12 protein-coding genes are annotated in these 14,363 nt (G+C 70.4%); 5 read left to right on the forward strand and 7 right to left on the reverse strand.

Annotated features, from left to right (window positions below; genetic code table 11):
* Positions 1-43: 43 nt before the first annotated feature.
* Positions 44-1,339 carry an MFS transporter gene (locus tag ABEB03_RS01630; RefSeq protein ID WP_345640045.1) on the reverse strand — a complete coding sequence of 432 codons (1,296 nt, stop codon included), beginning with the start codon at positions 1,337-1,339 and terminating at the stop codon, positions 44-46.
* Positions 1,336-2,067, reverse strand: a complete 732-nt coding sequence (locus ABEB03_RS01635; protein WP_425589159.1) for a GntR family transcriptional regulator — start codon at positions 2,065-2,067, stop codon at positions 1,336-1,338. The genes ABEB03_RS01630 and ABEB03_RS01635 overlap by 4 nt, the downstream gene beginning before the upstream one ends.
* Before the next feature lie 201 nt (positions 2,068-2,268).
* On the opposite strand from ABEB03_RS01635, the gene ABEB03_RS01640 reads away from it, so the two are divergent.
* A complete protein-coding gene (locus tag ABEB03_RS01640) occupies positions 2,269-3,165 on the forward strand; it encodes a D-alanyl-D-alanine carboxypeptidase family protein (RefSeq protein ID WP_345640047.1) in 897 nt (298 codons plus the stop codon).
* A gap of 91 nt (positions 3,166-3,256) precedes the next feature.
* Here the strand turns inward: ABEB03_RS01640 and ABEB03_RS01645 are convergent, their stop codons facing one another.
* From ABEB03_RS01645 to pdhA, 4 genes are all read right to left on the reverse strand, one after another.
* Complete coding sequence (locus ABEB03_RS01645; protein WP_345640050.1) at positions 3,257-3,802, reverse strand: hypothetical protein; 546 nt, start codon at positions 3,800-3,802, stop codon at positions 3,257-3,259.
* 317 nt (positions 3,803-4,119) lie between these two features.
* On the reverse strand, positions 4,120-5,544 hold the full coding sequence (locus ABEB03_RS01650; RefSeq protein WP_345640053.1) for a dihydrolipoamide acetyltransferase family protein: 1,425 nt from the start codon (positions 5,542-5,544) through the stop codon (positions 4,120-4,122).
* A 10-nt stretch (positions 5,545-5,554) separates the two neighbouring features.
* Positions 5,555-6,535 (reverse strand): alpha-ketoacid dehydrogenase subunit beta, encoded by a 981-nt coding sequence (locus ABEB03_RS01655; RefSeq protein ID WP_095935502.1) that lies wholly within the window; start codon positions 6,533-6,535, stop codon positions 5,555-5,557.
* Positions 6,536-6,537: 2 nt separating this feature from the next.
* Complete coding sequence (gene pdhA / locus ABEB03_RS01660) at positions 6,538-7,791, reverse strand: pyruvate dehydrogenase (acetyl-transferring) E1 component subunit alpha (protein ID WP_345640057.1); 1,254 nt, start codon at positions 7,789-7,791, stop codon at positions 6,538-6,540.
* A gap of 413 nt (positions 7,792-8,204) precedes the next feature.
* Between pdhA and ABEB03_RS01665 the strand changes: the two genes are divergently transcribed.
* The 3 genes from ABEB03_RS01665 (at position 8,205) to ABEB03_RS01675 (ending at position 10,619) form a co-directional block, all read left to right on the forward strand.
* Positions 8,205-8,870, forward strand: coding sequence for a response regulator transcription factor (locus tag ABEB03_RS01665; protein ID WP_345640060.1), 666 nt, complete (start codon positions 8,205-8,207; stop codon positions 8,868-8,870).
* A gap of 113 nt (positions 8,871-8,983) precedes the next feature.
* Complete coding sequence (locus ABEB03_RS01670; RefSeq protein WP_345640062.1) at positions 8,984-9,511, forward strand: pyridoxamine 5'-phosphate oxidase family protein; 528 nt, start codon at positions 8,984-8,986, stop codon at positions 9,509-9,511.
* Between the two features lie 103 nt (positions 9,512-9,614).
* On the forward strand, positions 9,615-10,619 hold the full coding sequence (locus ABEB03_RS01675; protein WP_345640599.1) for a phosphotransferase: 1,005 nt from the start codon (positions 9,615-9,617) through the stop codon (positions 10,617-10,619).
* 140 nt (positions 10,620-10,759) lie between these two features.
* Here the strand turns inward: ABEB03_RS01675 and ABEB03_RS01680 are convergent, their stop codons facing one another.
* Entirely contained in the window at positions 10,760-12,319 is a 1,560-nt protein-coding gene (locus tag ABEB03_RS01680; protein WP_345640064.1) for a protein kinase domain-containing protein, read from the reverse strand.
* 379 nt (positions 12,320-12,698) lie between these two features.
* On the opposite strand from ABEB03_RS01680, the gene ABEB03_RS01685 reads away from it, so the two are divergent.
* The gene (locus tag ABEB03_RS01685; RefSeq protein ID WP_345640066.1) at positions 12,699-14,330 is read left to right on the forward strand and encodes a protein kinase domain-containing protein; all 1,632 of its coding nucleotides are present in this window, start codon (positions 12,699-12,701) and stop codon (positions 14,328-14,330) included.
* Positions 14,331-14,363: the final 33 nt, after the last annotated feature.

Consider the following 14,363-nt stretch of genomic DNA (forward strand, 5'->3'; position numbering starts at 1 on the left):
GGCCGGGGTCGTCCCCGGCCGGGGCAGGACGTCCCGACCGGGTCTAGGCCGGCACGTGCACCGTCTCCACCCGGCTGGCGACCAGCCGTTCCCGTTCGCGCCGGGCCACTCGCCCGCGGAGCCGGAAGATCTGGCTCAGTCCGACGGCCTGGAGGACGAACACGGCGGCGAAGGCCACCCGGTAGTTGTCGCCGGTCGCGTCGAGCAGCACGCCGATGGCCAGCAGGGTCGTCATGGAGGCGACGAAGCCTCCCATGTTGGTGATGCCGGATGCGGTGCCCTGCCGCTCGGGCGGGTTGGCCGGCCGGGCGAAGTCGAAGCCGATCATCGAGGCCGGGCCGCAGGCCCCCAGCACGGTGCACAGCACGATGAGCACCCACATCGGCGCCCGGTCCCCGGGGTAGGCGAGCGTGCCGGCCCAGACGACCGCGGTCGCGGCCACCGTGCCGAGTGCCAGCGGCAGTCGTGCCGTGTGGTGCCGGGCGACGATCTGCCCGTACACGAGGCCGACCATCATGTTGGAGAGCACGACGAGTGTCAGCAGTTCGCCGGCGGTCGCGCGCGAGAGTCCTTGTGCCTCGACGAGGAACGGCAGGCCCCACAGCAGCAGGAACACCATCGCCGGGAACTGGGTCGTGAAGTGCACCCACATCCCGAGCCGGGTGCCGGGTTCCCGCCAGGACGCGGCGATCTGCCGGCGCACGTACGCGGCACCCTGGTGCGGGAAGGGCTCCGGGTCGTGGCCCTCGGGGTGGTCCTTCAGGAACAGCAGCAGGAGCACCAGCACGACGACTCCGGCGAGCGCGCTGCCCGCGAACGCGGCCGTCCAGCCGACCCCGTGCAGCAGCCGTGCGATGACGAGGGTCGAGACGAGGTTGCCGGCCATGCCGACCAGGCCGGCGAGCTGCGCGACCAGCGGGCCGCGGCGGGCGGGGAACCAGCGGGTGCCGAGCCGCAGCACGCTGATGAAGGTCATCGCGTCGCCGCAGCCGAGCAGCGCGCGTGAGGCGAGGGCCGTGCCGTAGGAGGGCGAGAAGGCGAAGCCCAGTTGCCCCGCGGTGAACAGCAGGACGCCGATGGTCAGCACCTTCTTGGTGCCGAGCCGGTCGACCAGCAGGCCGACGGGTATCTGCATGCCCGCGTACACGAGGAGCTGGAGGATCGAGAAGGTGGACAGCGCCGAGGCGTTGACGTGGAAGCGGTCCGCCGCGTCGAGGCCCGCCACTCCCAGTGAGGTCCGGAAGATGACGGCGACGAAGTAGACGGCGACGCCGATGCCCCAGACGGCTATCGCGCGCCGCCCGCCGGGCGGGTCGCCGGGAAGGGTCGCGGTGCTCATCGGACCTCGCCCCGCGCCAGGTTGGAGAACCAGCTGACGTGCCGGTGGATGATGTCGACGACGGCCTCGGCGTCACCGGAGCGCAGCGCTTCGAGGATCTCCTCGTGCTCGGTGAGCGTCTTGGTGATCCGGTCGGGGTGGGCGTGCATCACGGCGACTCCCATCCTCAACTGCCGGTCGCGGAGCTGGTCGTAGAGCCGGGAGAGGATCTCGTTGCCGCCGCTGCGGACGATCTCGGCGTGGAAGCAGCGGTCGGTGACGGCGGCGCCCGCCAGGTCTCCGGCGGCGGCCTGCTCCTTCTGCCGTGCGAGGAGTTCCTCCAGCCGGGCGATGAGCTGCGGCGGGGCGGGGAGGGCCTTGCGTGCGGCGTGCTCCTCGACGAGTTGCCGGGTCTCGACGACGTCCGCGATCTCCTGGGCGGAGACGGGCAGGACGAGTGCGCCCTTCTTCGGGTAGAGCTTGATGAGCCCTTCGACCTCCAAGCGCAGCAGGGCCTCGCGCACGGGTGTGCGGGAGACGCCCACGGCCTCGGCGAGCTCGCCCTCGGTGAGCAGCGTGCCGCCCTCGTAACGGCGTTCCAGCACGGCCTGCTTGACGTGTGCGTAGACGCGGTCGGCGGCGGGCGGCTGTTTCACGGGCTGCTTCACGTCCTGCTGCGCCCGTTCGGCGGGCCGGTCGGCGGAGTCGTGCACGTGCGGGTCGGCGGGCGCGGGCGGGGCTGAAGGCATGCGCACATCATAGATACAACACGTACGCATGCTGCCGGACGTTTCAGCATGCGGACCCCGAAGCCCCCTCATGTAACCCAGGTCACACAATTCCCACCCCATCGCCGTACATCCCTTTGCGCGCCTCAAGAGTCCGTACGTGAGACGGCACTCTCATGTGCCGACCTCCCAGGGGCATTTCGCGCATTCGGAGCGTTCATTTTGATTACCGGCATTAAGGGCACGCGTTTCCGCAGGGCCGCCGCTGTGACCGTCACGACCGGCGCCGTCCTGGCGGCCGGAGCCTTCGGCGCGGCACCCGCGGGCGCCGTGACCACGCCCACGATCGCCGCCAAGGGCGGCTACGTGATGAACAACGGCACGGGCACGACCCTCTACACCAAGGCCGCGGACACCAGGCGTTCCACCGGCTCCACCACCAAGATCATGACGGCCAAGGTGGTGCTGGCCCAGTCGAACCTGAACCTCGACGCCAAGGTCACGATCCAGAAGGCGTACAGCGACTACATCGTCGCCAACAACGCCTCGCAGGCCCACCTGATCGTCGGTGACAAGGTCACCGTCCGTCAGCTCCTGTACGGGCTGATGCTGCCCTCCGGCTGCGACGCCGCGTACGCCCTCGCCGACAAGTTCGGCACCGGCACGACCCGCGCCGCCCGCGTGAAGTCGTTCATCGGCAAGATGAACTCCAGCGCGCGCAGCCTCGGCCTGACGAACACGCACTTCGACTCGTTCGACGGCATCGGCCACGGCTCCAACTACTCGACGCCGCGCGACCTGACGAAGCTCGCCAGCAGCGCGATGAAGAACTCCACGTTCAAGACGATCGTGAAGACGCAGAACACCCGGCAGAAGGCCACCACCAAGAGCGGCGGCTACCGGTACTACGACTGGGAGAACACCAACAAGCCCCTGCTGACCGGCTACAGCGGCACCATCGGCGTCAAGACCGGCTCCGGCCCCGAGGCCAAGTACTGCCTGGTCTTCGCCGCCACCCGCAACGGCAAGACGGTCATCGGCACGGTGCTCGCCTCCACCTCGATCACCGCCCGCACCTCGGACGCCAAGAAGCTGCTCACCTACGGCTTCGCCAGGTAGGGCCGCACACGAGCGAGAAGGGGCCCGCCGCGACACGCGGCGGGCCCCTTCGCCGTTCCCGGGCGGACGCTCCCGGTCAGGCCGTTCCCGGTCAGCCGTGCATGAGCGGCGAGCCGTAGAGATCCTTGGTGATCGCGCCCTTGCCGTCACCCTCGATGTCGTAGACGACGGTCGAGTCCGAGGACCAGTACAGGTCCTTGTTGTACGTCACCGACGGCACGGTGCAGGTGCTCGCGGGACCGGGCTCACCGGGGCCCGAGTAGTTGCTGTTGAACAGGGACGTCCAGTCGCACGTCTTCGACGAGACGACGGTGTCGCTGCCGCCCGAGTCGGAGCGCGACTCGATCCGCGTGGTGATCTTGAACGAGGTGAACCTCTTGCCGTTGTCGATCACTTGGTCGTCGACGATGTTCCACGTGACGTTGCTCGACGCGGTCACCTTCCCCGAGGTGACGTCGGCACAGTTCTCTATGTAGTACGTCGTCTCGGGCTTCTGGCCGGGGAAGATGATGTCGAACTGGTGGGTGAACGCGTCCGAGCAGCTGCTCACGGCGGCCGCCGGGGAGGCGAAGGCGATGCCGCCGGCGAGCGCGCCGCCCACGAGCGCGAACGTGGCGAGAGACTTTCCGACCGTCAAGGGAATTCCTTTCGAGAAGGGCCCACGTCCGTAAGAGTGGGCCCGCCGCAGCATTTCCGCGTCGGCGGGCACATACGGGATGACGGTTCGGCGCCGGGATCCTCGAAACCCGGCCGGGCGCGCGGAGTTCGGCACGTCCGCAGCCCCTTGCCCCCGCTTTCCCCCCGCCCTGCGCCGGATGGTTGGTCGTACCGCCCGACGGAGGTGATCTTAGGCAGCCGAAGATCGGGAATTGTAGGGGAATTCGCAGCTTGGCTCATATACGCCAAAGGGGCGCCCCTCTCCATGGAGAGGGGCGCCCCTTCAGGCGTTCCGGGTCACGCCCAGCTGATCAGCCGCTTCGGCTGCTCCAGGATCGCCGCCACATCGGCGAGCACCTTGGAGCCCAGCTCGCCGTCGACCAGGCGGTGGTCGAAGGAGAGCGCCAGCGTGGTGACCTGGCGGGGCTTGACCTTGCCCTTGTGCACCCAGGGCTGGAGCTTGATCGCACCGACCGCGAGGATCGCGGACTCGCCGGGGTTGAGGATCGGCGTGCCCGTGTCGACCCCGAAGACACCGACGTTCGTGATGGTGACGGTGCCGCCCTGCATCGCGGCGGGCGACGTCTTGCCCTCGCGCGCCGTGGACACCAGCTCCGCCAGCGACTCGGCCAGCTGGGGCAGCGTCTTGCCGTGCGCGTCCTTGATGTTCGGGACGATCAGTCCGCGGGGCGTGGCGGCGGCGATGCCCAGGTTCACGTAGTGCTTCTGGACGATCTCCTGGTTGGCCTCGTCCCAGGACGCGTTGACCTCGGGGTTGCGCTTGATCGCGACCAGCAGGGCCCGGGCGATGAGCAGCAGCGGGTTCACCCGCAGCCCCTGCATGCCGTAGACCTCGGGGGACTGCTTGATCTCCTCGACGAGCTTCATCGTGCGCGTCACGTCGACCGTCACGAACTCGGTGACGTGCGGCGCGGTGAACGCCGAGCCGACCATCGCGGCCGCCGTGGCCTTGCGGACGCCCTTGACCGGGATGCGGGTCTCGCGCGCCGCGTCGTAGGCGACGGCCGGCGCGGGTGCCTGGGCCGGGACGGGAGCCGGGGCCTCCGTCACGACGGGCGCCGGAGCGGGGGCCGGGGCCACCGCCGCGTGCACGTCCTCGCGCGTGATGATGCCGTCCGGGCCCGACGGGGTGACCGTCGCCAGGTCGACGCCGAGGTCCTTGGCGAGCTTGCGGACCGGGGGCTTGGCCAGCGGGCGCTCCTCGGCGACCCGGCCGTGGCCGTTGAGCTCGCCCTGGATCGCCGTGGCCGCATGGAACTCGGCCTGCTGGACCGGGACTTCGGTGCCCTTGCGGGGGCGGCGCTTGGTGGAGGACTCGGCGACGCCGTACCCGACGAGGACCGGCTTGCGGCCCTCGGACTTGGGTTCCTCGGCGGCGGGAGCCTCCGCGGCGGCCGCGGGGGCCGCGGCCGGTGCGGGTGCCTCCGCGGCACCGCCGGACACGTCCACCGCGATGATCACCTGGCCCACGTCCACCGTCACTCCCTCGGGGAAGCGGAGTTCGCGGACCACACCGTCGAACGGGATGGGCAGCTCCACGGCGGCCTTGGCGGTCTCGACCTCGCAGACGACCTGGCCGTCCGTGACCGTGTCACCGACCTGGACGTACCACTTGAGGATCTCCGCCTCGGTGAGCCCCTCGCCCACGTCGGGCATCTTGAACTCGCGGAGCCCCGACGCGTTCTCAGTCATCGTCGTCACGACCCTCTCCTCAGTACGCCAGCGAGCGGTCGACGGCGTCGAGCACCCGGTCCAGGCCCGGAAGGTACTCCTCCTCCAGGCGCGCCGGCGGGTAGGGGGCGTGATAGCCGCCGACCCGCAGGACGGGTGCCTCCAGGTGGTAGAAGCACCGCTCGGTGATCCGGGCGGCGATCTCCGCGCCCGTACCGAGGAAGACCGGGGCCTCGTGCACCACGACCAGGCGGCGGGTCTTCTCGACCGAGGCCTGGACGGAGTCGAAGTCGATGGGGGACATCGAGCGCAGGTCCAGGACCTCGATCGACTTGCCCTCCTCCTCGGCCGCCGCGGCGGCCTCCAGGCAGACCTTCACCATCGGTCCGTACGCGGCGAGGGTCAGGTCGGCGCCCTCGCGCACCACGCGTGCCTTGTGCAGCGGGCCGGGGATCGCGTCGGTGTTGACCTCGGCCTTGTCCCAGTAGCGCCGCTTCGGCTCGAAGAAGATCACCGGGTCGTCGCTCTGGATGGCCTGCTGCATCATCCAGTAGGCGTCGCTCGCGTTCGACGGCGAGACCACCTTCAGGCCCGCCACGTGCGCGAAGAGCGCCTCGGGGGACTCGGAGTGGTGCTCGACGGCACCGATGCCGCCGCCGTACGGGATACGGATCACGACGGGGAGCTTGATCTTGCCGAGCGCCCGCGCGTGCATCTTGGCGAGCTGCGTGACGATCTGGTCGTACGCCGGGAAGACGAAGCCGTCGAACTGGATCTCCACGACCGGGCGGTAGCCGCGCAGGGCCAGGCCGATCGCGGTGCCGACGATGCCGGACTCGGCGAGCGGGGTGTCGATGACCCGCTCCTCGCCGAAGTCCTTCTGCAGACCGTCGGTCACCCGGAAGACACCACCGAGCTTGCCGACGTCCTCGCCCATGATGAGGACCTTGGGGTCGGCGTCGAGGGCCGTGCGCAGCGATTCGTTGATCGCCTTGGCGAGCGCCATCTTTTCCGCAGCCATCGTTACTTGCCCTCCCCTGCGTCCGCGAACGACGCCTGGTAGGCGGCGAACTGGGCTCGCTCCTCGTCGACGAGCGCGTGCCCGTCCGCGTACACGTTCTCGAAGATGGCGAAGTGGTCCGGGTCAGGCATGGCCCGTACGACCTCGCGTACTCGCTTGCCCAACGCTTCGCTCTCGGCCTCGAGTTCCGCGAAGAACGCCTCGTCCGCGTGGTTCGAGGCCTCCAGGTAGGTGCGCAGGCGCAGGATCGGGTCCTTCGCCTCCCACGCCTCGCGCTCCTCGTCGGCCCGGTACTTCGTCGGGTCGTCGGAGGTCGTGTGCGCGCCCATGCGGTAGGTGTACGCCTCGACGAGGGTGGGGCCCTCGCCGCGGCGGGCGCGCTCCAGCGCCCACTTGGTGACCGCGAGGCAGGCCAGTACGTCGTTGCCGTCGACGCGGACGCCGGGGAAGCCGAAGCCCTGCGCGCGCTGGTAGAGCGGCACGCGGGTCTGCTTCTCGGTCGGCTCGGAGATGGCCCACTGGTTGTTCTGGCAGAAGAACACGACGGGGGCGTTGTAGACCGCGGAGAAGGTGAAGGACTCGGCGACGTCGCCCTGGCTGGAGGCGCCGTCACCGAAGTACGCGATCACGGCCGAGTCGGCGCCGTCCTTGGCGACGCCCATGGCGTAGCCGGTGGCGTGCAGCGTCTGCGAGCCGATGACGATCGTGTACAGGTGGAAGTTGTTGCTGTTCGGGTCCCAGCCGCCGTTGTTCACACCCCGGAACATGCCGAGCAGGTTGGTCGGGTCGACCCCGCGGCACCAGGCGACGCCGTGCTCGCGGTAGGTCGGGAAGACGTAGTCGTCCTCACGGGTGGCCCGCCCGGAACCGATCTGGGCGGCCTCCTGGCCGAGCAGCGAGGCCCACAGGCCCAGCTCGCCCTGGCGCTGGAGGGAGGTGGCCTCGGCGTCGAAGCGGCGGGTCAGCACCATGTCCCGGTACAGGCCGCGCAGGTCCTCGGGGGTGATGTCGGCGACGTACGGGTCGTACGTGGCGTCCTTGACCCGCTTGCCCTGCGGGGTCAGCAGCTGAACGAGCTCGGGCCCGGCGCCCGGCGTGCCGGGCGACTTCTTGGCGGCCGCGCCGGTGCGCTTGCTCGCGGCGGTCTTCCTGCCGGTCGCGCCGGCGCTCTTCGTACCGGTCGTACCGGTGCTCGCGGCGCTCTTCGTACCGGCGCTGCTTCGCGGCTTGCGCGCGGCAGTGCTCTCCACGGTCACGTGTGCTCCTCCGTCGGTCCGGCCCCCGGGGTTGCCGGGTGGCTGGGGATCCCCCTTGCCCTTTTCCGAGCTCGGGGGAGCGGCTCGCCTGTTCCGGTTCCCGTGCACGGGGTGGGTGCCACTCGGCCGGGAACAGGCGTGACAGGTGCCCCGGCGAGCGCCCTGCAACAGCCACGTTACCCAGTGCTTCACAATTCTGTGAAACCCCTCCTGACCTGCGATTTTTGTAGGAATTCCAAGTACTTTCAAACTTGGAATTCCTACTACATCAAGTCGTGGGGAACACCTGCTGGTCACAGCACTGGTCACAGGCCTTGCAAGGGGCCGGAACACGGGCACGTTATCCCGGCCACCCCGGGGACGGGAAGAGTTCACTTGGGGCAATGCCCATGACCATGTGTGACACTGACACCGTGCATGAAACCGGGAAAATCACCGTATTTCTCCTCGACGACCATGAGGTCGTCCGGCGTGGCGTCCATGAGCTGCTGTCGGTCGAGGAGGACATCGAAGTGGTCGGCGAGGCCGGTAACGCGGCCGACGCGCTGGTGCGGATTCCGGCCACCCGCCCGGACGTCGCCGTCCTGGACGTACGCCTGCCGGACGGCAGCGGTGTGGAGGTCTGCCGCGAGATCCGGTCCCGGGACGAGGACATCAAGTGCCTGATGCTGACCTCGTTCGCCGACGACGAGGCCCTGTTCGACGCGATCATGGCCGGGGCCTCGGGATACGTCCTGAAGGACATCCGCGGCGACGAGCTCCTGTCCGCCGTGCGCGACGTCGCGGCCGGGAAGTCCCTGCTCGACCCGGTGGCCACGGCCCGCGTCATGGCGCGGCTGCGCGACGGCGGCACCAAGGACGACGACAGGCTCGCGCAGCTCACCGAGCAGGAGCGCAGGATCCTCGACCTGATCGGCGAGGGACTCACCAACCGGGTCATCGGAGAACGGCTCCACCTCGCCGAGAAGACGATCAAGAACTACGTGTCGAGCCTGCTGGCCAAGCTGGGCATGGAGCGGCGCTCGCAGGCCGCCGCCTATGTCGCCCGCAAACAGGCGGAGCGGCAGCAGAGCCGCTGAGCGCGGACCGGGCCGGCCTCGCGCCGCCGACCGCCCATTCGGGACTTATGGCCCCCACGGTGAGGGGCGGGCGCCTCTTTTCTCCCCGTCCGCGGGTGCCGGAGATTGGGGGCATGCCCACCGACGAACGGCGCGCCGACACGAGGTATGCCGACGACCAGCCCGCCGGAGAGCCTTCCGCCGCCACGCGGTCCCGCATCGAGCGGTCCCTCGCCGGACGGTCCCGCGCCGACCGCCTCGCCGTGCACCTGATCGGCAGCGCCGAGTACGGCCGTGTGGCCACCAGCAAGCGCGCGCTGCCGCTCCTCGCGCTCGCCCGCCACATCGTGTCGGACGGGCGCGTCCTGCTGCGCATGTCCCGCAGCTTCGGCTGTCCGGACGCCTGCGCCGGCAGCGTCGTCGCGTACGGCACCGACAACGTGGGCTCCGCGCGGCCCGGCGAGGCCCTGTGGTCCGTGCAGATCGTGGGGCAGTGCGAGCCGGTCGAGCCGACCGCGGCCCAGCTGGAGCTCTTCGGGCCGGTGCCGCCCCTCGCCGACGGCGAGCCGTACGAGCCGGTCTACCTGGGCATCGAGCCGCAGCTCTGCACCGTCCACTCGACGGACGATGGCCTGGAACGGCAGTTCCGGCACGTCCTGTGACCTTCACGTGATCGAACACGACTGTGTGTGACAAGCGCGAGGTCAGAGCCCCTGCTCGTGCCCTACCATCTGGCGCGTGCCGGGCTCATCCGTACCACCCCTCGTGTCTCACGCGCCCCCCTTGGGCGCCCTCCTCCGCCAGTACTCCGCCGGTTCCGCGCTGACCTGCGACCCCGTCGACCAGGGGCTGCTGAACCGCGGCTACCGGCTGTGCACCACCCGGGGCCGGTACTTCCTGAAACACCACTTCGACCCGGAGACGGCCGACCCCGGGTCGATCGCCCGCCAGCACCGGGCGACCCAGCGCCTCGCCGACCTGGGCGTCCCGGTCGCCCCGCCGCTGGCCGGCACCGACGGACGCACCGTCGCCGTGGTCGGGGGCCACGCGTACGCCCTGCACCCGTGGATCGACGGAGGGCACCGGCACGGCGGACAGCTCAGCACCGAACAGTGCACACGCCTGGGGGCGCTCCTGGGCGTCGTGCACGCCGGTCTGGAGCGGGTGATGCCGGCCCAGGGGCGCACGCCCGCGCGACGGGCGGCCTGCGCCGATCCCGCCGACACCTTCGCGCTCATCGACCGGCTGCTCGCCATGGTGCGACGCCGGCGCCCCGCCGACGCCTTCGACGAGCTCGCCCGGCACCGCCTCCTGGAGAGGCGCGCCCTGCTGGAACGGCACGCCGACCGCCGTCCCTCGCACGGCGGTTCGGTCGGCTGGGTGCACGGCGACTTCCACCCCTTCAACCTGCTCTACCGCGACGGGGAACCGGCCGCGATCGTCGACTGGGACCGGCTGGGCGTCCAGCCCCGCGCCGAGGAGGCGGTACGCGCCGCGGTGATCTTCTTCGTGCGGCCCATCGGTTCGCTCGACCTGACGAAAGTGCGGGCCTACGCGCGCGCGTACCGGCGCGCCGCGGACGCCGGCCCCGCCGAACTCGCCGCCGCCGTGCACCGCGTGTGGTGGGAGCGCCTCAACGACTTCTGGATGCTGCGCTGGCACTACGAGCGCGGGGACATCCGTGCCGACCCGCAGTTCCCGGCGGCCTCGGCCCTGGTGATGTGGTGGACACGGGAGTACGAGTCCGTGTGCGAGGCGTTCGCGGGATGACCGGCGGTCCAGGACGCTCCGCACCCGCACGCGCGCGTGCCATCCCTGCGACGGAACGCGCGCGTGCCGCCCGCTTCCGGGCCGCACGCGCGCGTGGACGGTCTTCTCGCCCCGGGGCGGTCAGCCCCGGACGGTCACGGTCAGGGACCCACCCCGTCGGTGGCCCCGGTGCCGCCCTCCGTCGGGTCGACGGTCTCCGTCGGGTCCTCCGTCGGCGTCGTCGGGTCCTCCGTCGGCTCCTCGGTGGTCGGCGTCGTCTTGGTCGGCTCGTCCGTCGGCTCGTCCGTCGGCTGGGCGGTGTCGCTCGCGGAGGGCGTGTACGACGGTGTGTAGTCGGGGTTGCCGCCGGTGCTCGACGAGCCCTCGGTGGACGTGTCCGTCTCCTCGTCGGTGGCCTCGTCGCTCGGCGCCTCGCTCGCCCGGTCGTCCGTGCGGGAGTGCGTGGCGCTCGGCGACTTCGTGGTGTCCGTGCCCCCGCCCGCTTCGCCGCCGGCCTTGTTCACGGCGAGCGCGACACCCGCCGCGATCGCGATCACCGCGAGGACCGCGAGCATCCACAGCTTCCCGCGGCCGCCGCCGCGGTTGCCGTGCCCCTCGAAACCGCCGTCGTCCCCGCCGCCGTAGGGCGGGATGATCGGCGCGGGGATCTGCGTGGTGCCCGACTCCCCGGGATGCGGCAGGGCGGTCGTGCCGGCGAAACCGGAGGCCGGGGTGTGCAGACCCTCGTGCATGGTGACGGGGCCGGTGTTCCAGGTGCCGGTGTGCCCGCCCTGGTCGTAGAGCATCTGGAGGGCGTACTGGACGAGCCCGCGCATCTCCTCGGCCGTCTGGAACCGGTCGTCCGGCTCCTTGGCGAGTGAGCGCATGACCAGCCCGTCGAGCTCCGGCGGCGCCGCGTCCGAGGCCTCGGAGGGGGGCACCGGAATGTCCTGGACGTGCTGGTAGACCACCGACAGCGGCGTCTCGCCGGTGAACGGGGGCCGCAGCGCGAGGAGTTCGTACAGGAGACAGCCGGTCGCATACAGGTCGGAACGGTGGTCGACGGCCTTGCCGAGCGCCTGCTCCGGGGAGAGGTACTGCGGGGTGCCCATGACCATGCCGGTCTGGGTCATCGTCGACTGCGCGCCGTGCAGGGCGCGGGCGATGCCGAAGTCCATCACCTTCACCGCGCCGGTGTTGGTGATGATGACGTTCGCCGGCTTGATGTCGCGGTGCACGATGCCGTGCTGGTGCGAGTAGGCGAGCGCCTCCAGGACCCCGGAGACGATGATCAGCGCCTGCTCGGGGCCGGGGGCCTCCGCGTTGATCAGCAGATCCCGGATCGTCCGGCCCTCGACGATCTCCATCACGATGTACGGGACGACACCGTGGCCGACCACGTCCTCGCCGGAGTCGTACACCGCCACGACCGCATGATGGTTGAGCCCGGCGACCGACTGGGCCTCACGCGTGAAGCGGGCCTTGGACACCGGGTCCTCGGCCAGGTCGGAGCGGAGCAGCTTGACCGCGACGGTTCGTCCGAGGCGCACGTCCTCGGCCGCGAACACCTCGGCCATGCCGCCCCGGCCGAGTCTGCGGGTCAGCCGATATCGGCCGTCGCCGACCAGCCCGCCGTTACCCCACATCTCCGGCGCATCTGACATACCGCCGCCAGTCGCCTCGGGGTCGGACGGGCCCTGAGCGCGCTGCTGCTGTGCCATCGGTCCTCGCCGTCGTTTCTGCCCGCGGTCTGCGCGGTGGTTGTTACGGTCTCCGTCGGGCCACGCTACAGGCTCTGCGCAAGGCGCCGGTCCGGGATGAAAGTGAGATGGACCGGCCATCAAACCCGGCGCGGGTCCGCGCGTGCAAATTCTGTGTACCGGGCGTACGCCGGCTGTAACGCTTCCGCGACGCTTCTTTCGCAGACGGTCACGGAACGGGCACCGAACTTGACGTGTCGGTGCCCTGGGGCAGACTTGGCCGGGAATAAGCCAATCGATCACCGAAGACCGGTCGCATCGCAGCAGTCGCGCCGGACAATCGATCACGGACCGCGGGAGCAACCAGCCGCTGCCGCCGCGCCGATGGGGGACGCAGAACATGAGCCAGGACGGCGCACAGGGCCGGTACGCGGGGCGTGCGGTCGCCGGCGGCCGCTACCAGCTGCGCGATCTGCTCGGCGAGGGCGGGATGGCCTCGGTGCACCTCGCGTACGACTCGGTGCTCGACCGACAGGTCGCGATCAAGACCCTGCACACCGAGCTCGGCCGCGAACAGGCGTTCCGCGAGCGGTTCCGGCGCGAGGCCCAGTCGGTGGCCAAGCTCACGCACACGAACATCGTCTCGGTCTTCGACACCGGCGAGGACGACCTCGACGGCATGACCACCCCGTACATCGTCATGGAGTACATCGAGGGCAAGCCGCTCGGCTCGGTCCTCGACGCGGACATCCAGCAGTACGGGGCGATGCCCGCCGACAAGGCCCTGAAGATCACCGCGGACGTGCTGGCCGCGCTGGAGATCAGCCACGAAATGGGCCTGGTCCACCGCGACATCAAGCCCGGCAACGTCATGATGACGAAGCGCAACGTCGTCAAGGTGATGGACTTCGGCATCGCCCGCGCCATGCAGTCCGGCGTCACCTCGATGACGCAGACCGGCATGGTCGTCGGCACCCCGCAGTACCTCTCCCCGGAGCAGGCGCTCGGCCGCGGCGTGGACGCCCGGTCCGATCTGTACTCCGTCGGCATCATGCTGTTCCAACTGGTCACCGGACGCCTGCCGTTCGAGGCGGACTCGCCGCTGGCCATCGCCTACGCGCACGTCCAGGAGGAGCCGGTCGCGCCCTCCTCGGTCAACCGCTCGCTGCCCCCGGCGGTGGACGCGCTGGTCGCCCGCGCCCTGAAGAAGAACCCGAACGAGCGCTTCCCCAGCGCCGAGTCGATGCGCGACGAGTGCCTGCGCGTGGCCCAGTCGTTCCAGGCCGTCGCACCGAGCATCGTGCCGGGCGCGCAGACGTCGAGCGGCGCGGGCGTCGGCTCCGCCGTCTTCCCGCCCGTCGACCAGGGCACCCCGGCTCCGGGCCCCGTGCAGACGCCGTACCAGCCGGGCCCGTACGGCACGCCGACCCCGGCGCCGACGCCGTCCCCCGCGTACGGCTATCCGCAGCAGGGCGGCTACCAGTCGCCCCCGCAGACCTCCGCGTACTCCCCGCAGCAGGGCACGTCGACGCCCCCGCCGTACAACCTGTCGCCCCAGGCCTCGTCGCCCGCCGCGGGTGGCTCCGGTCGCAAGAGCAACCGCGGCATCGTCATCGGGTCGATCGTGGTGGCTCTCGTCGCGATCGGCGGCCTGATCACGGCGATCGCGATGAACGGCGGCAGCGACGACAACAACAAGGGCGGCGGAGACGCCAGCAAGTCGCCGACCGTGGTGGCGGGGCACAAGGGTCCGGACACGTCGAAGACGATCGAGACGGAGAAGTGCACCGACCCCACGGAGTCCTACGACGACCCGGACAAGATCCAGGTCCCGGACTTCCAGTACAAGAACCTGAAGTCGGTGAAGTCCTGCTTCCAGGCCGCCGGCTGGCAGATGAAGGTGACCCGCGTCGACGAGAACACCTACGGCGAGGACACGATCATGGATCAGTTCCCCTCCGCCGACACGGACGTCGACCCGAAGAACATGCCCGAGATCGAGCTCAAGGTCTCCTCGGGCGACCCGGCCTGATCCCGGGGACGCCCCGCAGCACCACGGCAGCGG

This window comes from Streptomyces siamensis, assembly GCF_039543605.1.
GTDB classification, from domain to species: Bacteria; Actinomycetota; Actinomycetes; order Streptomycetales; family Streptomycetaceae; genus Streptomyces; species Streptomyces siamensis.

What these genes read in the sequence shown, in the direction of transcription:
- ABEB03_RS01670 (WP_345640062.1), top strand. Translation starts at nt 8,984, where the DNA reads ATGCCCACCGACGAACGGCGCGCCGACACGAGGTATGCCGACGACCAG.
- ABEB03_RS01655 (WP_095935502.1), bottom strand. Translation starts at nt 6,535, where the DNA reads ATGGCTGCGGAAAAGATGGCGCTCGCCAAGGCGATCAACGAATCGCTG.
- ABEB03_RS01635 (WP_425589159.1), bottom strand. Translation starts at nt 2,067, where the DNA reads ATGCCTTCAGCCCCGCCCGCGCCCGCCGACCCGCACGTGCACGACTCC.
- ABEB03_RS01685 (WP_345640066.1), top strand. Translation starts at nt 12,699, where the DNA reads ATGAGCCAGGACGGCGCACAGGGCCGGTACGCGGGGCGTGCGGTCGCC.
- ABEB03_RS01630 (WP_345640045.1), bottom strand. Translation starts at nt 1,339, where the DNA reads ATGAGCACCGCGACCCTTCCCGGCGACCCGCCCGGCGGGCGGCGCGCG.
- ABEB03_RS01680 (WP_345640064.1), bottom strand. Translation starts at nt 12,319, where the DNA reads ATGGCACAGCAGCAGCGCGCTCAGGGCCCGTCCGACCCCGAGGCGACT.